Below are 21,127 nucleotides of genomic sequence, written 5' to 3'. Positions count from 1 at the left end.
AAGGCTTACCTAAGGATGCAACGCCCCCTGTTTTTCGTGGCGTTCCGGGCCCGACTCGATCCATGTGCCTCTGTGCGGCCGGTCGACAGGCCCGCAAGTCGAGGTTAGCGTTACCTAAGTCGCTCGCGGCCTGCTCCACGGGCGTGCCGCGTCCAGCAGCCGGCCCGCTCCGGCGGGCGGGCCCTGTTTCGACGACCCCGGGGACGGAACTGTTCATGCTGTGCACGAGGCTGACGAACGCCCACTTCATCACCATGGACCCGGACCGTCCCGTCGCCCGCGAGCTGGGCGTCTGGCACGGCCGGATCGTGGGCCTGGACGAGGCCGTGACCTCGCTGCCCGCACGTGAGGTGATCGACCTCCAGGGCGCGACGGTGCTCCCGGGATTCATCGACAGCCATGTGCACCTGGCATGGACCGGACTGCGTGCCAGGACACCCAGCGTCGCCCCGTGCGAGCGCGTCGACGACGTGCTCGCCGTCGTGCGCGAGGCCGCCGCCCGGCAGCCGCCCGGCTCCTGGGTGTCCGTCTCCGGCTACGACCAGCGGGGGCTGGGACGTCATCTGACGGCCGCCGAACTGGACCGGGTCAGCGACGGCCGAAAGGTCTTCATGATGCACGACTCGGGACACGCCTGCGTGGTCAACACCGCGGTCCTGGACCTGCTCCCCGCCGACGTCCCGCACACCGAGGGCTACCTCGCCGAGGGTGCCATGGGGGCGGCGCGCAAGCTCCGGCTTCCCTACTCCCAGGCCGAGCTGGCGGACGCCGTCGCGGAGGCCGCCCGGACCTGCCTGGCGGAGGGGGTGACAGCCTGCGCCGAAGCGGGGATCGGCGGCACCATGTTCGGCCACGGCCCGCTCGAGCTGGCGGCATATCAGCTCCTGCGCGAACAGGGCAGGTTGCCCCTGCGCGTGCAGCTCATGGTCTCCGCCGACACGCTGCATCCGGTCGCAGGGCACGCCGACGACGGCACGTCCCGGGCCCTGGACCTCGGTCTGCGTACCGGATTCGGTGACGACCGGCTCTCGGTCGGCGCGCTCAAGATCTGGACCGACGGCGGCATGATGGCCCGTACTGCCGCGCTGACCAGCCCTTACGAGGGACTGGAGCACGCGGGGGAGTTGCAGGGCGATCCGGACGCACTCACGGACACCATCGTGGAGGGGCACCTGGCCGGCTGGCAGCTCGCGGTCCACGCCATCGGGGACCGTGCCGCCGACCTCGCGCTGGACGCCCTGGAACGGGCTCAGCGTCTCCGGCCGCGCCCGGACGCCAGGCACCGCATCGAACACGCCGGGCTGATCCGCCCCGACCAGCTCCCGCGCTTCGCCCGGCTGGGTGCGATCGCCGTGGTCCAGCCGAACTTCCTGCGCTACTTCGGTGACGACTACGCCCGCATCATGGGCCCGGACCGGGCTCCCTGGCTGTACCGGGGCAAGGGGTTCCTGGACCACGGCGTCACCCTGGTGGGAAGCTCCGACCGCCCCGTCACCCACGGATCGCCGCTGCGGGCCGTCCAGTTCATGATCGAGCGGTCCTCCGCGTCGGGCCGGCTGATCGGCCCCGACGAGGCCGTCGCCGTCGACGAGGCGCTGCGGGCCTACACCGTCGGCGGAGCCTTCGCCTGCCACTGGGACGACACCGTCGGCAGCCTCTCGCCCGGCAAGCGCGCCGATCTGGTCGTACTGGGCGACGACCCCCGGCGGGTCAGCACCTCGCGCATCGGCGAGATCGAGGTGGTCACCACGTACGTCGACGGCCGGGAGACCGGCCAGGAGGCGGGCGGAGAGACGGGCGGGGAGGCCGGCGCACGGGCGCGGTGACGCGGGGGGCGGGGCCGTCCCGCCCCGCCCCACGCGTCACCCGGGTGTGACCTCAGCGCGGGAGCTTCCAGCGGCCGGCACGCGCCGCTGCCACGAGCTCGGGGACCGTCGCCAGCTTGACCCGCGGTCTGCCCTCGCGAGCTCCGAGCGCCCGCTCCGCCCGCTCGATCCCGGCCAGCCCCCGGGCGTCCACGATCCGGCGGTTGCGGCGCCGGACCAGCCGGTGGAACGCCTTCGGCCCGTGCTCCGGTGCGGGCAGCGCTCCGGACACGGCATCGGCCAGCAACGTTCCCACGGTCTCCGCGGAGCAGGTCCGATTGGCCCCGATGCCGCCCGACGGGCCACGCTTGATCCATCCCACGACGTAGGTACCCGGCAGGCCGGTGACGCGTCCGCTCTCGTGCGGGATGGTCCCGGTCGTCTCGTCGAACGGCAGCCCGGCCACCGGAACACCGCGGTGGCCGACCGCCCGCAGCAGCGTTCCGGCCGGAATCTCCGTGCCGCCCGCCCCGCCCGTGACGCGCACGGCACGGACCCCGTCGTCACCGAGCACCTCCACCGGCGCGGAGTGGAAGCGGATCACGATCCGGCGGCCCGCAGCCGGCGCGAGCGACCAGTCCACCTTCGCCCGGGTGACCCCGCGCAGCACCGCCGCCTTGTCACCCGGTCCGGCGGCGTCGATCGCCGCACCGGTCCGCGGGTCGTGGTCGTCGACGACCAGCTCCACACCGGGCAGGTGCTTGAGGGCGAGCAGTTCCGGTCTGGTGTACGCAGCCTCCGCGGGCCCCCGCCGACCGAGCAGCACCACTTCGCGCACCCCGCCCGAACGCAGTGCGTCGAGCGCGTGGGCCGCGATGTCACCGGCGGCCAGAGTGTCCGGGTCCGAGACGAGGATCCGGGCCGTGTCGACGGCGACATTGCCGTTGCCGACCACGACGACCCGTTCCGTGGACAGGCCGACGGCGTCCGGCGCCACCTCCGGGTGGGCGTTGTACCAGGAGACGAAGGTCGTCGCGGAGATGCTGCCGGGCAGGTCCTCGCCGGGGATCCCGAGCCGGCGGTCGGCGCCGGCGCCGACGGCGTAGACCACGGCGTCGTGGTGCGCGGCGAGCTCCTCCGGCGTGATGTCCGTCCCCACGTCGAGGCCGAGGAACATGCGTACCCGCGGATGCGTGTGGAAACGCGCGAAGGCGTCGCCGGCCTTCTTGGTCGAGGGGTGGTCCGGCGCCACTCCGTACCGGATGAGCCCGCCCGCCACGGGCAGCCGGTCGACCAGTGTCACCTCGGCACCGGTGTGCAGCAGCAGGTCCTCGACCGCGTACATGCCGGCCGGCCCGGTGCCCACCACCGCGATCCGCAGCGGCGCGAAGTCGGAGGGCAGGCTGCGCTCGAAGACGGGTTCGCTCCACGCGTGGAAGTTCGGTCCGTCGACTGCTGGTTCGGGCTCCCGGTCCTCGAAGTACGCCGCGTTGACCGCGCCGTACTCCTTCTGCGCGCCGGTCAGGCTCTCCACCGGGAGGATCGCGTCCACGGGGCAGGCATCCGCGCAGGCACCGCAGTCGATGCAGGCCTTCGGGTCGATGAACAGCATCTCCGTACGGCCGAAGTCCTTCTCCTCCGGCGTCGGATGGATGCAGTTGACGGGGCACGCGGCGATGCAGGTGGCGTCGGTGCAGCACGTCTGGGTGATGGCGTAGGTCATGTCGTCCGCTCAGATCAGGTGGGCGCGCTTGTAGAACACCAGCGCCGGCCTGGTGAGCAGGCGGGCGGAGGCCAGGAAGTCCATCAGGCCGGAGCAGCTGGAGCGCATCATCGACTTGTGGTGCTCGTTGGCCTTCGCCTCGGCGATGGCGCGCTCGCCGTCGAGCCCGGCGTTGGCGTAGACGTCCTTGTTGACCATGCTGCTGACGATGACGTACGACGCGACCGCGATGGCGAACGCGTGGATATGGCGGCGAATCCGTCCGGCGCCCAGGAGATGCCTGCGTGTCTCGGCGCGGGCGAACTTCATGTGCCGGGACTCCTCGACGACATGGATGTTGTTGATGGTGCGGACGAAGGGCACGACCCGCTCGTCCCGCATCCAGTCGCGCTGCATGACGTCGAGTACCTCTTCGGCGACCAGGATCGCCGCGTACGCCGCCTCGCCGAACGCCACGGTCTTGAAGGCCCGGCCGAGCTCCACGGCGAGCCGGCGCGGCCGGTAGGCCGGGGCGCCCAGCTTCTGCGCACCGCGGGCGAACATGATCGAGTGCCGGCACTCCTCGGCTATCTCGGTCAGCGCCCACTGGACGTCCGCGCCGGTCGGGTCCTTCGCGTAGATGTCGCGCAGCACCATCTGCTGCAGGATCATCTCGAACCAGATGCCGGTGCTGGCGACCGAAGCGGCCTCCTGCCGCGTCAGCTCCTTGCGCTGTGCGTCGGTGAGTTCACCCCAGTACGCCGTGCCGTACAGCGTGCTCCACTCCGGGCTCGCGCCGTGGAAGTCCTTGTCCAGCGGCGTCTCCCAGTCGACTTCCGTAGCCGGGTCGTACGCCAGCCTCGCGGCGGAGTCGAGCAGCCGACGGGCGACCTCGTGCTCGTGCGGCTCGTGTGCCTCGGGTCGAACGGTGCTGCTTGCCATGGTGCGGCTCCTCGGTTCGCTCGTGACAGATGCGGCTGAGGTGACGAGGCGTCACCTCCCGTCGTGACCGGCCCGCCGTGCGGCGGCCGTGGGGGTTGGTGCGGTGCCTGCCCGACGGAGGTGAGGACGGTCCCGGGCCGTGTCCGTGCGATCGCCGTGACCGACACCTCCGGTGGAACACTGCGGGGCGGTCACCCGCCGCCGCTTGTTAGACGCAACGTATAACAAGGATGCCGGGTGAGCCTACCCCCGAGTAAGAAAAGGGCACGCTCCTCCGCAACATCTCCCCCTTTCGCGGCTCGGGGAGACGACGGGCCGTGCGACGGACGCCTGTTCGAGGAGGGTGTCCGTCGGCCACGCGGCGCTCGGTTCACCGGTCGGTGAGGGCGAGCCCTTCCTCGGTGTCCCGCGCGCCGCTGACGGCTCCGGTCGGCACGGCCCCTTCCAGGGCGCCGAGTTCGGCCGCCGTCAGTTCGACGCCGGAAGCCCTCGCGTTCTCCTCCAGGTACGCCCTGCGCTTGGTGCCGGGGATGGGTACGGCACCCTGTGCGGCCACCCAGGCCAGGGCCACCTGCCCCGGAGTCGCCCCCCGGGCCTCGGCGATCGCCCGGACCCTGTCCACCAGGGCGAGGTTCGCGGCGATGCTGTCGGCGGAGAAGCGCGGCAGGGCACGCCGGCCGTCGTCCGGGTCGAGGTCGTCGACGCTCCGGATGGCTCCGGACAGGAATCCGCGCCCCAGCGGGGAGAAGGCGACCAGGCCGATCCCGAGCTCGTCAAGTGCGGCCTTGACCCCGTTCGCCAGCAGGTCCCTGCTGAAGAGGGAGAGCTCCGACTGCACGGCGGTGACCGGATGGACCGCGTGCGCACGCCGGATCGTGGCGGCGGAGGCCTCCGAGAGGCCGATGTGCCGCACCTTCCCGGACCGGACGAGCTCCGCCATGGCCCCGACGGTCTCCTCGACCGGGACGGCGGGGTCGACCCGGTGCAGGTAGTAGAGGTCGATGGTGTCGGTGTCCAGGTGGCGCAGTGAGCGGGACATCACGGCATCCGTACGGGCCGCGGGCACGTCCGGGTCAGGCGGCCGCCGTGCCCCGTGCCAGCAGCAATGCCACATCCACCGCCGCCACGGCCACCGTCGCCGCGAGCGCGGCCTTCCGCCCGAACCCGCCCCGCGCGAGCCCTGCCGCAGCCGCGGCCACGGCCCCGGCGAGAACAACCGACACCCACCCGCCCGCCGGCCCCGCCGGGCCCAGAACCAGCACCGCCGATGCCGCAACCAGCGGGACCGGCAGCAGGAGCCTGGTGCGGGCCGCGCCCCACCGCTGGGGCAGGCCGCGGATCCCGGCCTCCAGATCCGCGTCAATGTCCGGGAGCACGTCGGCCAGATGGGCCGCGACGCCGAGCAGCGCCCCCGCCGTGACCGCCCACCAGGCGGGCCAAGGGCGGCCGGGCATGCTCAGGGTGACCAGGCAGGGCAGGCTCGCGAAGCCGACCGCGTACGGGAGCCAGGACAGCACCGTCGCCTTCAGCCCCAGGTTGTAGAGCCAGGCACCCAGGACCCCGGCCAGATGAACCGCGCCAGCGAGAGGACCGCACGCGAGGGACAGCGGCACGCACAGCGCCAGTGAGGTGAACGCCGCACCCCACACCGTGCTCGGGTCCACCGCCCCCCTGGCCAGCGGCTTGTCCGTCCGGCCGGCCTCGGCGTCGCGCCGGGCGTCGAGGGCGTCGTTGCACCAGCCCACCGACAGCTGACCGGTCAGCACGGCCGCGGCGATCACCACCCACCGGACGAACCCCGGACCGGATCCGGCGGCCAGGGCGGTGACCAGCACGGTGACCGCCGCCACCGGCCCGGGATGGCAGGACAGGGCCAGCGCCGCCGCCGGGTGCGCGGGTCCGTCGCATACCGGCCGGTCCCTGGTGTCCACGGGCCGATCGTAGGTACTGCGGATCGCATCAACACGACAGCCGCGCGTCTCATTTACGGGGTTTTGGGTCATTCGGTAGGCAGGATGGGCGCCATGACCTCTCCGAAGCGGGGACCAGGATGACCCGGATCGCCGCGGTGCACGGGGTCCTGCCACCGCACCGCCACACCCAGCAGGCGGTCACCGACATGGTGGCCCGCACCTGCCTGCCCGCAGGCACGGACCGCCGCGTGCTGGACCGGATCCACCGGAACGCCCGTGTCCGCACCCGGAACACGGTGCTGCCCCTGGAGCGCTACGGCGAACTGGACGGGTTCGGCGCGGCCAACGACGTGTTCATCGACGCGGCCGTCGACCTGGGCGCCCGTGCGGTGCGCGAGGCACTGCGAGAGGCGGGGCTGCGGCCCGCCGACGTGGACCTGCTGCTGTTCACCTCCGTGACGGGCGTCGCCGCCCCCTCCGTCGACGCCCGGCTCGTGGGGCGCCTCGGCCTGCGCCCCGATGTGAAGCGCCTCCCCGTCTTCGGCCTGGGATGTGTCGCCGGAGCCGCCGGGGTGGCCCGGCTGCACGACTACCTGCTCGGCCGGCCCGGACAGGTGGCCGTACTGCTCTCGGTCGAGCTCTGCTCGCTCACCTTCCAGCGCGAGGACGGCACGCCCGGCAACATGGTCGCGACCGCCCTGTTCGGCGACGGTGCCGCGGCCGTGGTGCTCGTCGGCGGCCGCCACGCGCGGGCGGAGGGCCCCGAGGTGGTGGACACCCGCAGCCGTCTGTACCCGGACACCGGACACGTCATGGGCTGGGACATCCGGAGCTCCGGCTTCAAGGTGGTGCTGGACCCCGCCGTCCCCGACGTCGTACGCCGGTACCTCGCCGACGACGTCCGCGGATTCCTGGAGGAGCACGGACTCAAACCGAAGGACGTCGCCCACTGGGTGTGCCACCCGGGCGGCCCCAAGGTCCTGGAGGCCGTCATCGACGTCCTCTCCCTGCCCGAAGGGGCGCTCGACGTCACCTGGCGCTCCCTGGCCGAGGTGGGCAACCTGTCGTCGGCCTCGGTCCTGCACGTCCTGCGGGACACCCTGGAACAGCGTCGGCCCGAGCCGGGAACCCCCGGTCTGCTGATGGCCATGGGCCCCGGCTTCTGCTGTGAACTGGTGCTGCTGCGCTGGTAGTCCGGAGGAACACGTGATCTGGTACACCGCCCTCGTGCTGGCCGTCGCCGCCGAGCGCCTGGCCGAGCTGGCCGTGGCACGACGCAACACGCGCCGGAGTCTGGACCGCGGCGCCGTCGAGTCCGGGCGCGGACACTACCCGGCGATGGTGGCCCTGCACACCGGCCTGCTGGCCGGGTGCATCGCCGAGACCTGGGCGACGGGACGCCCGTTCGCCCCCTGGTACGGCTGGGCCATGGTGGCGGTGGTGGCCACCGCACAGGGTCTTCGCTGGTGGTGCGTGCGCACCCTCGGGAGCCGGTGGAACACCCGGGTCGTCGTCGTCCCGGGGCTCCCTCCGGTGACCGGAGGGCCCTACCGGTGGCTGCGCCACCCCAACTACGTTGCGGTCGCCGCGGAAGGGATCGCCCTGCCACTCGTCCACGGGGCCTGGCTGACGGCCGTCGTCTTCACCGTGCTGAACGCGGCGCTCATGGCGGTACGCATCCGCTGCGAGGACGGCGCCCTGGCCCGCCTCTCCGGACCGGCGGCCCACGCGTGATCGACATCCTGGTGGCGGGCGGCGGCCCGGCCGGCCTGGCGGCGGCGATCCGGGCCGCCACGGCCGGCCGCGAGGTCGTCGTGGTCGAACCCCGCGCCGCCCCCGTGGACAAGGCCTGCGGCGAGGGCATCATGCCCAGCGGCGTGGCCGCTCTGCGCGCCCTGGGCGTCACGGTCCCCGGCAGCGAACTGCGCGGCATCCGGTACGTCGAGGGCACCCGCAGGGCGGAGGCGGACTTCCGCGGCCCGCCCGGCCTCGGCGTCCGGCGCACCGCACTCCACGAGGCCCTGCACCGGCGGGCCCTGGACCTCGGCGTGCGGATCGTCACGGGACGGGTGGGAGAGGTGCGGCAGGGAGCCGACAGCGTCCGTGCGGCGGGGCTGACGGCCCGCTGGCTGATCGCCGCCGACGGCCTGCACTCACCGCTGCGCCGCACACTCGGCCTCGACCGCCCAGTCGCCGGCCCCCGCCGCTACGGGCTGCGCCGGCACTACCGGGTGGCCCCGTGGACCGATTTCGTCGAGGTGCACTGGTCACGCCGGTGCGAGGCGTACGTGACACCCGTGGGTGACCGGCTGGTGGGTGTCGCCGTGCTCAGCGGTGACCGCCGCCCCCACGCGGAGCACCTGTCCGCCTTCCCCGCCCTGGCCGACGCACTCGGCGACACGGAGGCAGGGCCCGTACGCGGCGCGGGGCCCCTGCGGCAGTCGGCGCGCAGCCCACGGACCGGGCGGGTCCTGCTGGTCGGCGACGCGGCCGGCTATGTCGACGCGCTCACCGGGGAGGGCGTCGCCCTCGCGACGGCGACCGCGTCGGCGGCGGTCGACTGCCTCACCGCAGACCGCCCCGAGGCCTATCCCGCACGTTGGTCACAGCTGACCCGCCGGCACCGGCTGTTGACCCAGGGGCTGCTGGGCGCGGCCCGGCACCCGCTCGCCGCCCGGCTCATCGTGCCCGCCGCGCAACGCCTGCCCACCGTGTTCGCGGCGGCGGTACGCGCGCTGCAGTGACCCCGCCCCCCGCGCCCGCCGGGCGGGCCGCTCTGCGATCCTGACCGGGTGCAGCCCTCACCCCGCGCTCCGCAGGCCGTCACCCCCGACTCGCCGCACCCGGCGCTGAGCTCCCTGATGACCCAGTCCTGGCTGGACCTGGCCTTCCTGCACTGGGCGGCCGACCCCGCCGACGTGGCACCGCTCCTGCCCGCGGGGACGGTGCCCGACACCCTGGACGGCGTCACGTACGTAGGACTCGTGGCCTTCCGCATGCACCGGGTCGGCTTGTTCCGCCTCCCCGGCCTCCCCTACCTCGGTACGTTCCCCGAAACGAACGTACGGCTCTACTCGCGGGACTCCGAGGGGCGCCGCGGAGTCGTCTTCCGCTCGCTGGACGCCTCCCGGCTGATCCCCGTGGCCGTGGCACGGACGATGGTCCGGCTGCCCTACGTGTGGTCCCGGATGGAGGTGCGGCGGGACGCGGACACCCTCACGTACACCAGCCGGCGCCGGTGGCCCGGGCCGCGGGGCGCGCACAGCCGGATCGTGCTGCGGACCGGCGAGCGCATCGAGCACCCCAGCGCCCTCGAACACTTCCTGACCGCACGCTGGGGCATGCACACCACCTTCTTCGGACGCCGGACGTACCTCGCGAACACGCACCCCCGCTGGCCCCTGCACCGTGCCCGGCTCATCGACTGCGACGAGAGCCTGGTGACGGCGGCGGGCCTGCCCGAGCCGGTGGGTGAGCCGGTCAGCGTGCTGTACTCGCCGGGAGTCCCCGTACGCTTCGGCCGCCCGGCCCGCCCCGGAGGCATCCCGGCCCCGTGACGCGCCGGGCCGTGGTCCGACCGGGGCCCGGCGCGGTGCTCCACGGCATGTCGCCCCCCGGCCCGCCCGGCGCCGCTCTACTGTCGCCGCCACGGACCGGACGGAGCGGGGGAGCGTCATGCGGGGAGTGGCCCGGCTGATCTGCGGACGGCGCACCAAATGGGCGGTCCTGGCTTTCTGGTTCGTCGTCCTCGTCCTCGCGGCGCCGCTCGCCGGGAAGCTCATGGGCGCCCAGGACAACGACGCCGCGTCGTGGCTGCCGAGCAGCGCCGAGTCCACCCAGGTCTGGGAGGAGTCCAAGGGATTCCGGCCCGAGATCATCACGGCGATCGTCGTGTACGCCCGCGAGGACGGCCTGACGGGCGCGGACCGCGCCCGTATCGCGGAGGACGTGCGGCAGCTCATGACGCTGCGCGCGCACGGCGTGCGGGGCGCGGAGACGCGTGGCCCGGTGTACGACAGCGGCACCGCGCCGGCCGCCGCCCAGATCTTCGTGCCCATCACGATGGACGAGAAGGGCTGGGAGCGCATCGGTCCCGCCGTCGACTCCGTACGGGACATCGTGGGCAGCGGCGGGGAAGGACTCGCCGTCCACATCTCCGGACCCGGAGGGGTCGCGGCCGACTCCGCCGACGCCTTCTCGGGCATCGACTCGACCCTGCTCCTCGCGGCCCTCGCCGTCGTGGTCGTGATGCTGCTGATCACGTACCGCAGTCCGAGCCTGCTGGTGCTCCCCGTGATCTCGGTCGTCGCCGCGCTCCTCACGGCGCAGGCCCTCATCTACCTTCTGGCGTCGCACGCGGGCCTCACCGTCAACGGACAGAGCGCGGGCATCCTCACCGTGCTGGTCTTCGGCGCGGGCACGGACTACGCCCTGCTGCTCGTCGCCCGCTACCGGGAGGAGCTGAGGCGGCACGAGGACCGGCACGAGGCCATGGCCCGCGCACTGCACCGGGCGGGCCCCGCCGTGCTGGCCAGCAGCGGCACCGTGGTGCTGAGCATGCTCGTGCTGCTGGTCGCCGAGATGAACTCCACCCGCGGCCTCGGCCCGGTCGCGGCGATCGGGGTGGCCGTGGCCCTGGTGGCGATGCTCACGCTCCTCCCGGCGCTGTTGGTGATCTTCGGCCGCTGGGTCTTCTGGCCGGTCGTCCCGCACCTCGGAACGCCCGAGCCCACCGAGCACGGATTCTGGGCCCGCACCGGGCAGCGGCTGTCGGGGCGCCCCCGCAGGGTCTGGGTCGCCACCGCCCTCGTGCTCGCCGCACTGTCCCTGGGACTGGTCCAGCTGCGTGCGGCGGGACTCGGCAACGCCGACTCCTTCCCCGACAAGCCCGACTCCATCGTCGGCCAGGAGGTCCTGCACCGGTACTTCCCGGCCGGCAGCGGCAGCCCTCTGGTCGTCATCGCGGACGCCGGCCGGAGCGCGCAGGTGCGGGCCGCGGTCGCGGGGACACGCGGGGTCGTGCCCGGCTCCCTCGTCGTGCCGCCCGGCGCGGAACCGGTACACGACGGCCGGGTGATCTTCGAAGCGACACCGGCCGATCCCGGGGACAGCGAACGGGCCGAGCAGACCGTGCAGAGGGTGCGGGACGCCGTTCACCGAGTGCCGGGAGCGGACGCCCAGGTGGGCGGAGACACCGCGACGCTGCTCGACATGGACGCGGCGACCCGGCACGACAACCTCGTCATCATCCCTCTCGTCCTGCTGGTGGTGCTGATCATCCTGGCGCTCGTACTGCGAGCCCTGGTGGCGCCGCTGCTCCTGATCGCCACGGTGGTGCTGTCCTTCGCCGCCGCCCTGGGCGTCAGCGCGCTCGCCTTCCGGTACGTCTTCGACTACGCGGGCGAGACGACGGACTTCCCGCTCTTCGTCTTCGTGTTCCTGGTGGCGCTCGGCATCGACTACAACATCTTCCTGACCACCCGGATCCGCGAGGAGGCCCTGCACCAGGGCACCCGTGCGGGTGTGGTGACGGGGCTCGCCACCACCGGCGCGGTGATCACTTCCGCGGGCCTGGTCCTGGCCGGCACCTTCGCCGTGCTGGGAACCCTTCCGGTCGTCGCGTTCGCGGAAATCGGCTTCGCCGTCGCCCTGGGCGTACTCCTGGACACGTTCGTCGTCCGGTCCGTGCTGGTCACCTCCCTCTTCCTGGACATCGGCCCGCGCGTGTGGTGGCCGCACCGGCTCGCCCACGAGGACGGTGGCCGGGCGAAGGAGCCGGAAGCGGTCTGACGACCGCCCACCGCGTACCGCTCGCCCGGGCCTGGGCAAGGGTGTAGAAAGGGGGGCATGGCCGGACGCTACGGCCGCCCGCGCTCGTTTCTCCGCATGAGAACCGTCGCTGGTCAGGTCTTTCTCCTGCAGGTGGCGATCGTGGTGCTGCTCGTCACGGCTGCCGTGGCCGCACTCCTGCTGCAGTCCAGAGCGGCCAGCGAACGGGAAGCACGCCATCGTTCGGTCGCCGTGGCCGAGACCTTCGCGAACGCCCCGGGCATGGAGGCGGCTCTGGCCGGCCCCGACCCCACCGCGGTGCTCCAGCCCAAGGCGGAGGCGGCGCGCAAGGCATCCGGCGTCGACTTCATCGTCGTCCTGAACCTGGACTCCATCCGTTACACCCACCCGCTGCCCGACCGGATCGGGAAGAAGTTCGTCGGCGACGTGGCGCCCGCGCTGAAGGGCCAGGTCGTCACCGAGAGGCTCACCGGGACCATCGGGCCCCTCGTGCAGGCCGTCGTGCCCGTCTTCGGCGCGAACGGCGAGGTCATCGGCATGGTGTCCGCGGGCATCACCATCGCCCGGGTGAGTGGCGTCTCGGAGGACCAGTTCCCCCTCCTGTTCGGCTCCGCCGCGGGCATCCTGGTCCTCACCACCGGCGGCACGGCACTTGTCAGCAGACGGTTGCGGCGCCAGACCCACGGCCTCGGTCCGGCCGAGATGACCCGGATGTACGAGCACCACGACGCCGTCCTGCACGCCGTCCGGGAAGGCGTGCTCATCCTCGGCGGCGACGGACGGCTGCTGCTGGCCAACGACGAGGCACGAAGACTCCTCGGACTGCCCGCGGACGTCGAGGGCCGGCCCGTCACGGAGCTGGGGCTCGACCCGGTCACCACCGAGCTGCTGTCCTCGGGGCGCACGGCGACCGACGAGGTGCTCTCCGTGGGCCACCGGGTGCTGGCCGTCAGCCAGCGGTCCACGGACCGGGACGGCGGGCCGCCCGGCAGCGTGACCACCCTGCGCGACACCACGGAACTGCAGGCACTCACGGGCAAGGCGGACGTGGCGCGTGGCCGGCTGAAGCTGCTCTACGACGCGGGAACGGAGATCGGCACCGCTCTCGACGTCACGCGTACGTGCGAGGAGCTGGCGGAATTCGCCATTGCCAGATTCGCGGACTTCGCCACCGTCGACGTGGCCGAGAGCGTGCTGCACGGAGAGGAACCGACCGCGGCGCGCGCCGTGAGCGACATGCGGCGTGTGGCGTTCAGCGGATCCGGCCACGGCACGGGACTCTTCCCGCTGGGGTCGGTGATCCGCTTCCTCCCGAGCACCGCGGTCGGGGCCCGCCTGGTCGCCGGGGAGGCGGTTCTCGACGCCGACCTGACGCGGCTCTCCGGGTGGCAGCAACAGAGCCCGGCGAGAGCCGAACAGCTCGTCGGGGGCGGGTTCCACACGATGATCGCCGTTCCGATGCGGGCCCGGGGCGTCATCCTGGGCGTGGCCACCTTCTGGCGTGTGCAGAAGCCCGACCCGTTCGAGGACGAGGACCTGTCCGTCGCCGAGGAGCTCGTCGCGCGGGCCGCCGTGAGCATCGACAACGCCCGCCGCTACTCGCGCGAGCACACCGTGGCGGTCACCCTGCAGCGCAGCCTGCTGCCGCGCGGCCTCCCTGACCAGAGTGCCATCGACGCCGCCTACCGGTACCTGCCCGCGCAGGCCGGGCAGGGCGGGCTCGGCGGGGTCGGCGGCGACTGGTTCGACATCATCCCGCTCCCCGGGGCCAGGGTCGCCCTCGTCGTCGGGGACGTGGTGGGCCACGGACTGCACGCAGCGGCCACCATGGGGCGCCTGCGCACGGCGGTCCACAACTTCTCCACCCTGGACCTGCCCCCCGACGAACTCCTGTGGCACCTGGACGAGCTCGTCGCCCGCATCGACCAGGACGAGACGGCCGACGATGCCGCGGGCGGCGTCACCGGGGCGACCTGCCTGTACGCCATCTACGACCCGGCGACCGGGCGCTGCACCATGGCACGGGCCGGCCACCTCCAGCCCGTGATCATCGACCCCGACGGCACCGCCGCGTACGCCGACGTGCCCGGAGGCCCCCCGTTGGGGCTGGGAGGCCTTCCCTTCGAGACCCTGGACGTGCAGTTGCCCGAGGACAGCCGGCTGGTGCTCTACACGGACGGGCTGGTCGAGGACCGGCACCGGGACATCGACGAAGGGCTGGAGATGCTGCGCTCCACCCTCGAAGGACATCCCGACCGGACCCCCGAGGAGACCTGCGAGGCCGTCCTGAGGGCCCTCGTACCCCCGCGCGCCCGTGACGACATCGCACTGCTGGTGGGCCGTACGCGCCGGCTCGCCACCGAGAACGTGGCCGAATGGGAAGTCGCATCCGACCCCGCCGCGGTGTCCGGCGTGCGGGCCGAGGTGTCCCGCACCCTGGCCGCGTGGAATCTGGTCGAGGAGGCGTTCACGACCGAGCTGATCCTCAGCGAGCTCGTCACCAACTCCATCCGCTACGCCACCGGCCCCATTCGCGTACGGCTGGTCCGCGACCGCACCCTGATCTGCGAGGTGTCCGACCGCAGCAGCACCTCGCCCCATCTGCGGCAGGCGGCCACCACGGACGAGGGCGGCCGAGGGCTCTTCCTCGTCGCGCAGCTGGCAGAACGCTGGGGCACCCGGTACACCGACGGCGGCGGCAAGGTCATCTGGACGGAACAGCCGATCCCCGGGGTCACGCCCCCGGACGACCCGCCGGGCCGCACGGCGCGACAGCTGTGACGTTTCTGTGAGTCCTGACGCAGAGGATAAGAGGTGCCGGGGCGACCGAAGAGGACTGGGTGCACAGGGGCGGGGAGCGACGTCGTACGCAGGACCACGACGTGCGGCTCGGCGAAGCCGTCGAGCGTGCGCAGCAGGGGGACGAGGACGCGTTCGGCACGGCCTACCGGCTCGTGCACCCCGGACTGCTGGGCTACGTCCGCGGGCTCGTCGGGGACGACGCCGAGGACGTCGCCTCCGACGCATGGCTGGAGATCGCCCGCGACCTGGGCCGTTTCCGGGGTGACGGTGCCGGGTTCCGCGGCTGGACGGCGACGATCGCGCGGCACCGGGCGCTGGACCACCTGCGCAGGCTGAAGCGGCGGCCCCGGACCTCGCTGTTCGAGCACGACGTGCTGGACCTGCCCGGACAGACGGACACCGCGGGCGCGGTCCTGGAGTCGCTCGGGACCCGGCGGGCGCTCGAACGGATCGCGGAACTGCCGCCGGACCAGGCCGAGGCGGTCCTCCTGCGCGTGGTCGTCGGGCTTGACGGGCCGGCGGCCGCGCGCGTGCTGGGCAAGCGGCCGGGCGCGGTGCGGACGGCCGCACACCGGGGGCTGAAGAGACTGGCCGAGGGGATGACCCCGGAGGGCCGGGCGTCCGGGGGGCCGCGCACGCTGGGGGAGGGGACATGAGACGCGAGGAGCAGGAGCCCGCCGAGGCTCCGGTGACCCCGGACATCGAGGCGCTCGCCGACGCGGTGCGTGGCCGCGGTGGGGCGGGCCGTGAGGGCGAGGCCCGGGCTCTCGCCGCCTTCCGGGCGTCCCGTGACGCGGGTACCCACGTCCGTACCGGTCGGAGGCGCCGACGGGACGACTGGCGCCCGGCGGCCGGGTTCCGGAGGGCCGGGACACGCTGGAGAACGGCCCTCGGGTCGCTCGTCGCCACGACGGTGCTCGGCGGGGTGGCGATGGCCGCCGGAGTGGTCCCCGTCCCGTTCGAGCGGAGAATCGATCCCGGTCCCGCCCCGACGGTGGACGCACCCCGCAGCCCGGGCGACAACCCGGCGGCCGTGCCCGCACCCGGCACGACGCCGGAGCGGCCCCCGCAGCCCGCGCCGCCGTCCGCATCGGCGCGGGGCCCGGCCGATCCGGGCCTCGTGGGGCTCTGCCGCGCCCGGAGCGCGGGCAACGGCGTCCGCAACGGCCAGGCGTTCCGGCGCCTCACCGCGGCGGCGGGCGGGGAGGACGCCGTGGACGCGTTCTGCGCCCGGACGCTGGAGGAGAGCGGCACGGGCGGCGACCCTTCGACGTCCGGGAAGCCGTCGAAGGAGCCGAAGGCCACGAAGTCGCCCAAGCCTTCGAAGTCACCGAAAGCCTCGAAGACCCCGAAGACCCCGAAGGCCGCCAAGTCCGGGAAGGTCACGGACGCCGCCTAGGTCGCCGCCGTTCCGGGACCGGCCGGCCCGGGGAAGCGCCCCGGCATCCGCCGGGCCCCGGACCGCTCACGGGCGAAGACGCCCCGTTCCTCAGTCCCGACGGCAGTGCAGGAACACATGGGGTTCCGGCACCGCCGCCGGGTGGGACGGGGTGAAGACCGCGTTCGTCTCCCACCGGACCGAGAGCCCGGCGCCGGTCGCGAGCGCCGTGAAGGCCTCGGGGCCGAAGCTGGTCACCCGTACCTCCTGTCCCATGAAGACCGCGTCCACGTCCTCGACGTCCAGCGGAACCGTCGCCAGGACCATCCGGCCACCCCGCTTCAGGGCCCGCGCGAGCCGCCGTACGAGCGCGGTCTGTTCGTCGCGTGGCATCTGGAGGAGCGAGAAGTAGACACAGACCGCGTCGAAGGTCTCGTCCTCCAGCGGGAGTTCACGGATGTCGGCGCAGCGGAAGGACGCCCCCGCGACCTGCCGGGAGGCCAGCTCCACCATCACGGGCGAGACATCGACCCCCAGCACCTGGTGCCCCGCGTCGGTCAGGGACTGGGCAGTCGGCCGGCCCGTTCCGCAGCCCACGTCCAGCACCCGGCTGTGCGGCGCGAGTTCCTCCAGCAACCGGGTCAGCGAGGCGTGGTGGGCGGCCGAGCCGGCGAAGGCCCGCTCGTAGTCGGCACCGATGGCGTCGAACGCCGTCGCCGCCGGGTGGCCGTTCTCCTCGGTCATGGCAGTGGTCCTTCCGTTGACGCCGGCGCAGGAATCACGGGATACGGGCGACCGCGACGTAGAGTCCGCTCTCCTCGGGCCGGGGGGCGTCGGCGCCGTGGAACCACTCGGGCGCCGTCACCAGACCCGGCTCGACGATGTCCAGGCCCTCGAAGAAGCGGGCGAACTCGCCGCGGGTGCGCAGGGCGAGCCGGATGCCGCCCCTGCCGTACTCGGCCGCACCCTCCTCACCCCGCTCGGGGTTCACGTCCGAGGCGCCCTGGGACAGCACCACGTAACTGCCCCGGTGCAGCGTGGCAGCCAGGGTGCGCACGATGGCGTACGGGTCCTCGTCGTCGGGCAGGAAGTGCAGGAGGCCCAGGAGCGAGAGCGCGACGGGTCGGTCGAAGTCCAGCACCTTGCGGGCGGCCTCGACGATCGTGCCGGGCTCGCGCACATCGGCGTGGACGTAGTCCGTCGCCCCTTCCGGACTGCTGATCAGCAGGGCCTCCGCATGGCGCAGCACGATCGGGTCGTTGTCGCAGTAGACGACGCGGGCCGCCGGATTGATCTCCTGCGCGATCTGGTGCAGATTCGGGGCGGTGGGAATCCCCGTTCCGATGTCGAGGAACTGGTCGACGCCCTGACCGGCCAGCCACGCCGTCGCGCGGTTCATGAACGCACGGTTCTGGAGCGCCCCGGTCTTCGCTTCCGCCGGAAGGTGCTCGGCCACCGCCTGGTCCACCGGATAGTTGTCCTTGCCGCCGAGGAGCGAGTCGTAGACCCGTGCCGAGTGGGGCCTGCTGGTGTCGATCGGGGGCTGAGGTATCGCGGACGTCATGACGGGCTCCGTTACAGATGGGGTGGACCGCTCCACCTGCGAAGTCTGCCACAGCAACTCCACTGCGGCGGGCTGGTGTTGCCAGCGATGCGCGACGTACGCGGGGCCCCGGGAACGGCTCCCGGGGCCCCGCGCCGCCGGGCGTCGTCAGTTGGCGTCGACCAGGCCGTGCGCGGGCACGGTCACGGTACGCGCGCCGGGCTTGCCGCCCAGGACGACCTTGCGCAGTGCGCTGTTGTTGGTCAGGTCGGTCTCCTTGAGCCGCTTCTCCGGGTTGGCGAGCACCTGGATGTAGTAGGTGCCGTTCGCCAGACCGGTGATGTCGAACGACTGGCCGGGGAGATCCTGGGTGTACGTGTCACCGGAGCCGACGTCGAGCACCTCCCGCACCGAGATCGAGTTCTCCTGGCCGCACGCCGTGGACAGGTCGGTGTTGTACGGGTGCCAGTTGGCGTTCTTCACCGTGTAGTCGACCGCGTCGGTGTTGGCCAGGCAGAAGGCCTCCTTGCCGCTGCGCACGGTCTCCTTCTGGTCCGCCTTCAGGAGCCGGTAGCTCGCGAAGTCCGTGAAGTGCCAGTGCTCGTGACCCGGGCGGGGGTCCCACTCCATCGTGCCGGTCGGTGTGTAGCCGACCTGCTTCCCCGAGGCGTCGTAGAAGTACTGGTAGGCGTCCATCAGCTCCTTGCCTGGAGCGCGGAACCCGTCCACGACCAGCTGCGCCGGTCCCGCGTTCCACACGTTGGCACTGAAGGCCAGGAAGTCCCTGCCCGGAGCGCTCCCGTCACCCTCGCTGATGGTGATGCCGTAGGCGGGCAGCGAACGCAGATCGGGCTTGGGCACGTTCGGCACCGTGGCCTTGCCGGTCGGGCGCTTCGCCTGGGGCTGCACCGCGGGGGCCTGCCGCGAACCGTCGGTGCTTCCCCGGCCGTCACGGCCCTGCGGGGCCCGGAGGGCCTCCCGCTTGAGCGCCCAGGGCAGGGCCGCGGGCGCGGGTGCGTACGGACCGTGGCCCACGTTGTACGCGGGGCCCGCGCCGTTGGTCGCCGACGCGGGCGCGGGCGAGCGCGGCACGATGTGGCCGGCGTGCCCGGCCTGCTGCCCCGCCTGCTGCCCGGCCGGGTGGCCGGCCGTGTGCCCGCCGGTGTGGCCGGTTCCGTGTCCGGCCGTGTGGGAGCCGTGGGCGGGGGCGGACCTGCCGACGGCACCCGCGCCCGACTCCCCGTCGCCGCGCTCGCGCACGGTCACCTTCACCGTCTGCGGCTTGTCGGCGATCTCGAAGAGGTCGCGGTAGCGCTTGGTCACGGACACCTTCGCGGTGTACTTGCCGACGCCGAGGGCGACCGGCGCGGAGTAGTAGCCCGCGTACGTGTTGGACGCCCAGCCCTTCTCGACGCCCCAGACCGAGCCGAGCGTGAACGGGTTCACGGGGCAGCTCTCGGGGTACTTCGACGTGGCGGGCGCGTCGGGGCGGATCCGGCCCGACGCGTTGTTCGGGCAGAACGACTCCGTGCGGTTGATGACGGTCTTGCCGGCCGCGTCCGTGACCGTGATCTTCATGAACCCCGGCAGCCCGGAGAAGTCCTTCACCGTGCCCTTGGGAAGCGCCCTGGTGATGGTCTTCGTCCCCCGGCGGATCACCTGGGTGGCGACGACGGGGTCCTTGTAGGACTTCCGGGTCACCCGCAGTTCGAACGGGGAGCCCCCCGCGGTGAGGTACGTGCCCAGATCCAGGTAGACGCCGGGGTCGTCCTTCCAGGAGTCGAGCGTCACCGACTCCGAGGCGGCGATCAGGCCGAGCCGCGGCGTGGGCGCCGCCGTCTTGCCGTCGGGTGCTGCGGCGGCGACACCGGCGATCACGGCGATCGCCGCTCCGGCGGCGACCGCCGGACGCCACAGGCGGCTGCGGGGGGTTGTCGTGGTCATCGTTCCTCGATTTCCGAATGCCCGGGCGGGCGGCGGAGGAGCTTTGCCAGTGAGATACGAGGAAGCGCCCCGCAGGTTGTCCGCAGACCCCTGAGTCACGAATCGTTGGCTGAAAACCGGTCGTACGGTGTGGAATGAGACGTTGTCGTGTTGTTTCCGCACCAGGCGGGATGCGGTTGTGCTAGCCGAAGGAACGCCGTGACCGTGAACGGGCGGGATCCGGGCGTAGCGAGGTGCGAAGCGGGCAGTGATCCCCTGTCCGCGGCAACCGGAATATGGGACTACCAGTGAGGAACGCGTTGCTGGATCGGGCACGAACGGGCGCAGGACGAGTCGCGGATACGCTGGTCCAACACCTGTTCCTGCTTGTAAAACCTATGCGTGGGCCCGAACGGACGTCGGGCCATGGCAGATCCGCACCTAGTACTGGGATGGCGTCGTGGGCACCGAGGAACGCCGACGGGGAATACTCGAAACGGCTCGACGTGACGGTTCGGTCGATGTGAACCGGCTGGCCGAACGGTTCCAGGTGGCCAAGGAGACCATCAGGCGCGATCTGCACATCCTTGAGGAACACGGTCTGGTCCGACGTACGCACGGTGGTGCGTACCCGGTGGAGAGCGCGGGCTTCGAGACGACCCTGGCGATGCGGACCACCCACCACGTACCGCAGAAGTCGCGGATCGCGGCGGCGGCCGCCGATCTGCTCGGTGACGCCGAAACGGTCTTCATCGACGAGGGATTCACCCCCCAGCTCATCGCCGAGGCCCTGCCCCGCGACCGGCCGCTGACCGTGGTCACCGCCTCCCTGGCCGTCGCGACGGTCCTCGCCGACGCCGAGAAGATCGCCGTTCTCCTGCTCGGGGGACGCGTCCGGAGCAGCACCATGGCCACCGTCGACCACTGGGCCACCCGCATGCTCGCCGACTTCGTCATCGACCTGGCGTACGTCGGCGCGAACGGCATCTCCCGCCAGTACGGACTCACCACACCGGACCCGACCGTGGGCGAGGTGAAGGCGCAGGCCATGCGCAGCTCCCGCCGCCGCGTCTTCGCGGGCGTCCACACGAAGTTCGGAGCGGTGAGCTTCTGCCGCTTCGCGGGTGTCGGCGACTTCGAGGCCGTGGTGACCGATACCGGGCTCCCCTCGGCCGAGGCGCAGCGCTACTCGCTCCTCGGCCCGCACGTGATCCGAGTCTGAGACACCCGCACGTCCCGGGCCCTGCCTCTCCCGGAGGCCGCAGGGCAGCACCACCATGCCCGGAACCGGAGCCCCCGGCCGGTGCAGCACGAGCCGCTACGACCCAT

At 72.7% G+C, this 21,127-nt stretch carries 17 protein-coding genes; 10 read left to right on the top strand and 7 right to left on the bottom strand.

Annotated elements, in window-relative coordinates; genetic code table 11:
• Positions 1-215: 215 nt before the first annotated feature.
• Complete coding sequence (locus OG927_RS02295) at positions 216-1,826, top strand: amidohydrolase (RefSeq protein ID WP_330319597.1); 1,611 nt, start codon at positions 216-218, stop codon at positions 1,824-1,826.
• Positions 1,827-1,878: 52 nt separating this feature from the next.
• Here OG927_RS02295 and OG927_RS02290 read toward each other — a convergent pair whose 3' ends face one another.
• The 4 genes from OG927_RS02290 to OG927_RS02275 form a co-directional block, all read right to left on the bottom strand.
• Positions 1,879-3,528: an FAD-dependent oxidoreductase gene (locus tag OG927_RS02290; RefSeq protein WP_330319596.1), complete on the bottom strand. Its 1,650-nt coding sequence runs from the start codon at positions 3,526-3,528 to the stop codon at positions 1,879-1,881.
• A gap of 9 nt (positions 3,529-3,537) precedes the next feature.
• On the bottom strand, positions 3,538-4,449 hold the full coding sequence (locus OG927_RS02285) for an AurF N-oxygenase family protein (protein WP_056788210.1): 912 nt from the start codon (positions 4,447-4,449) through the stop codon (positions 3,538-3,540).
• A gap of 370 nt (positions 4,450-4,819) precedes the next feature.
• Positions 4,820-5,488 (bottom strand): aldo/keto reductase, encoded by a 669-nt coding sequence (locus tag OG927_RS02280; protein ID WP_079099317.1) that lies wholly within the window; start codon positions 5,486-5,488, stop codon positions 4,820-4,822.
• A 34-nt stretch (positions 5,489-5,522) separates the two neighbouring features.
• The gene (locus OG927_RS02275) at positions 5,523-6,380 is read right to left on the bottom strand and encodes a UbiA family prenyltransferase (protein WP_241191998.1); all 858 of its coding nucleotides are present in this window, start codon (positions 6,378-6,380) and stop codon (positions 5,523-5,525) included.
• A 119-nt stretch (positions 6,381-6,499) separates the two neighbouring features.
• On the opposite strand from OG927_RS02275, the gene OG927_RS02270 reads away from it, so the two are divergent.
• From OG927_RS02270 to OG927_RS02235, 8 genes are all read left to right on the top strand, one after another.
• Complete coding sequence (locus tag OG927_RS02270; RefSeq protein ID WP_330319595.1) at positions 6,500-7,555, top strand: type III polyketide synthase; 1,056 nt, start codon at positions 6,500-6,502, stop codon at positions 7,553-7,555.
• A gap of 13 nt (positions 7,556-7,568) precedes the next feature.
• Positions 7,569-8,096, top strand: a complete 528-nt coding sequence (locus OG927_RS02265; protein WP_056788201.1) for an isoprenylcysteine carboxyl methyltransferase family protein — start codon at positions 7,569-7,571, stop codon at positions 8,094-8,096.
• Positions 8,093-9,106, top strand: coding sequence for an NAD(P)/FAD-dependent oxidoreductase (locus OG927_RS02260; RefSeq protein ID WP_319099713.1), 1,014 nt, complete (start codon positions 8,093-8,095; stop codon positions 9,104-9,106). Before OG927_RS02265 ends, OG927_RS02260 begins: the two co-directional genes overlap by 4 nt.
• 117 nt (positions 9,107-9,223) lie before the next feature.
• Complete coding sequence (locus tag OG927_RS02255; RefSeq protein ID WP_079099315.1) at positions 9,224-9,919, top strand: YqjF family protein; 696 nt, start codon at positions 9,224-9,226, stop codon at positions 9,917-9,919.
• Positions 9,920-10,037: 118 nt separating this feature from the next.
• A complete protein-coding gene (locus OG927_RS02250; protein ID WP_330319594.1) occupies positions 10,038-12,152 on the top strand; it encodes an MMPL family transporter in 2,115 nt (704 codons plus the stop codon).
• A 57-nt stretch (positions 12,153-12,209) separates the two neighbouring features.
• Positions 12,210-14,933 (top strand): SpoIIE family protein phosphatase/ATP-binding protein, encoded by a 2,724-nt coding sequence (locus OG927_RS02245; RefSeq protein ID WP_056788189.1) that lies wholly within the window; start codon positions 12,210-12,212, stop codon positions 14,931-14,933.
• Positions 14,934-14,992: 59 nt separating this feature from the next.
• Positions 14,993-15,610: an RNA polymerase sigma factor gene (locus OG927_RS02240; protein ID WP_319099709.1), complete on the top strand. Its 618-nt coding sequence runs from the start codon at positions 14,993-14,995 to the stop codon at positions 15,608-15,610.
• Entirely contained in the window at positions 15,607-16,353 is a 747-nt protein-coding gene (locus OG927_RS02235) for a hypothetical protein (RefSeq protein WP_056788183.1), read from the top strand. The genes OG927_RS02240 and OG927_RS02235 overlap by 4 nt, the downstream gene beginning before the upstream one ends.
• Positions 16,354-16,443: 90 nt before the next feature.
• On the opposite strand, the gene OG927_RS02230 is transcribed toward OG927_RS02235, so the two are convergent.
• From OG927_RS02230 to OG927_RS02220, 3 genes are all read right to left on the bottom strand, one after another.
• Entirely contained in the window at positions 16,444-17,076 is a 633-nt protein-coding gene (locus OG927_RS02230) for a class I SAM-dependent methyltransferase (RefSeq protein WP_209471097.1), read from the bottom strand.
• A gap of 34 nt (positions 17,077-17,110) precedes the next feature.
• Positions 17,111-17,896 carry an SAM-dependent methyltransferase gene (locus tag OG927_RS02225; RefSeq protein ID WP_209471098.1) on the bottom strand — a complete coding sequence of 262 codons (786 nt, stop codon included), beginning with the start codon at positions 17,894-17,896 and terminating at the stop codon, positions 17,111-17,113.
• A 147-nt stretch (positions 17,897-18,043) separates the two neighbouring features.
• Complete coding sequence (locus tag OG927_RS02220; RefSeq protein WP_330319593.1) at positions 18,044-19,819, bottom strand: lysyl oxidase family protein; 1,776 nt, start codon at positions 19,817-19,819, stop codon at positions 18,044-18,046.
• A gap of 439 nt (positions 19,820-20,258) precedes the next feature.
• Between OG927_RS02220 and OG927_RS02215 the strand changes: the two genes are divergently transcribed.
• Positions 20,259-21,020, top strand: a complete 762-nt coding sequence (locus tag OG927_RS02215) for a DeoR/GlpR family DNA-binding transcription regulator (protein WP_056788170.1) — start codon at positions 20,259-20,261, stop codon at positions 21,018-21,020.
• Positions 21,021-21,127: the final 107 nt, after the last annotated feature.

The organism is Streptomyces clavifer (assembly GCF_036345975.1).
Taxonomy (GTDB): Bacteria; Actinomycetota; Actinomycetes; order Streptomycetales; family Streptomycetaceae; genus Streptomyces; species Streptomyces clavifer.
Note: the sequence above shows the minus strand (reverse complement) of the source record. Positions and strands in the feature narration are given on the sequence as shown.

Excerpts from the sequence above, each read along its gene's own strand:
- OG927_RS02230 (WP_209471097.1), bottom strand. The coding sequence starts at position 17,076 with ATGACCGAGGAGAACGGCCACCCGGCGGCGACGGCGTTCGACGCCATC.
- OG927_RS02250 (WP_330319594.1), top strand. The coding sequence starts at position 10,038 with ATGCGGGGAGTGGCCCGGCTGATCTGCGGACGGCGCACCAAATGGGCG.
- OG927_RS02225 (WP_209471098.1), bottom strand. The coding sequence starts at position 17,896 with ATGACGTCCGCGATACCTCAGCCCCCGATCGACACCAGCAGGCCCCAC.
- OG927_RS02270 (WP_330319595.1), top strand. The coding sequence starts at position 6,500 with ATGACCCGGATCGCCGCGGTGCACGGGGTCCTGCCACCGCACCGCCAC.
- OG927_RS02290 (WP_330319596.1), bottom strand. The coding sequence starts at position 3,528 with ATGACCTACGCCATCACCCAGACGTGCTGCACCGACGCCACCTGCATC.
- OG927_RS02295 (WP_330319597.1), top strand. The coding sequence starts at position 216 with ATGCTGTGCACGAGGCTGACGAACGCCCACTTCATCACCATGGACCCG.
- OG927_RS02285 (WP_056788210.1), bottom strand. The coding sequence starts at position 4,449 with ATGGCAAGCAGCACCGTTCGACCCGAGGCACACGAGCCGCACGAGCAC.
- OG927_RS02235 (WP_056788183.1), top strand. The coding sequence starts at position 15,607 with ATGAGACGCGAGGAGCAGGAGCCCGCCGAGGCTCCGGTGACCCCGGAC.
- OG927_RS02255 (WP_079099315.1), top strand. The coding sequence starts at position 9,224 with ATGACCCAGTCCTGGCTGGACCTGGCCTTCCTGCACTGGGCGGCCGAC.
- OG927_RS02245 (WP_056788189.1), top strand. The coding sequence starts at position 12,210 with ATGGCCGGACGCTACGGCCGCCCGCGCTCGTTTCTCCGCATGAGAACC.
- OG927_RS02280 (WP_079099317.1), bottom strand. The coding sequence starts at position 5,488 with ATGTCCCGCTCACTGCGCCACCTGGACACCGACACCATCGACCTCTAC.
- OG927_RS02220 (WP_330319593.1), bottom strand. The coding sequence starts at position 19,819 with ATGACCACGACAACCCCCCGCAGCCGCCTGTGGCGTCCGGCGGTCGCC.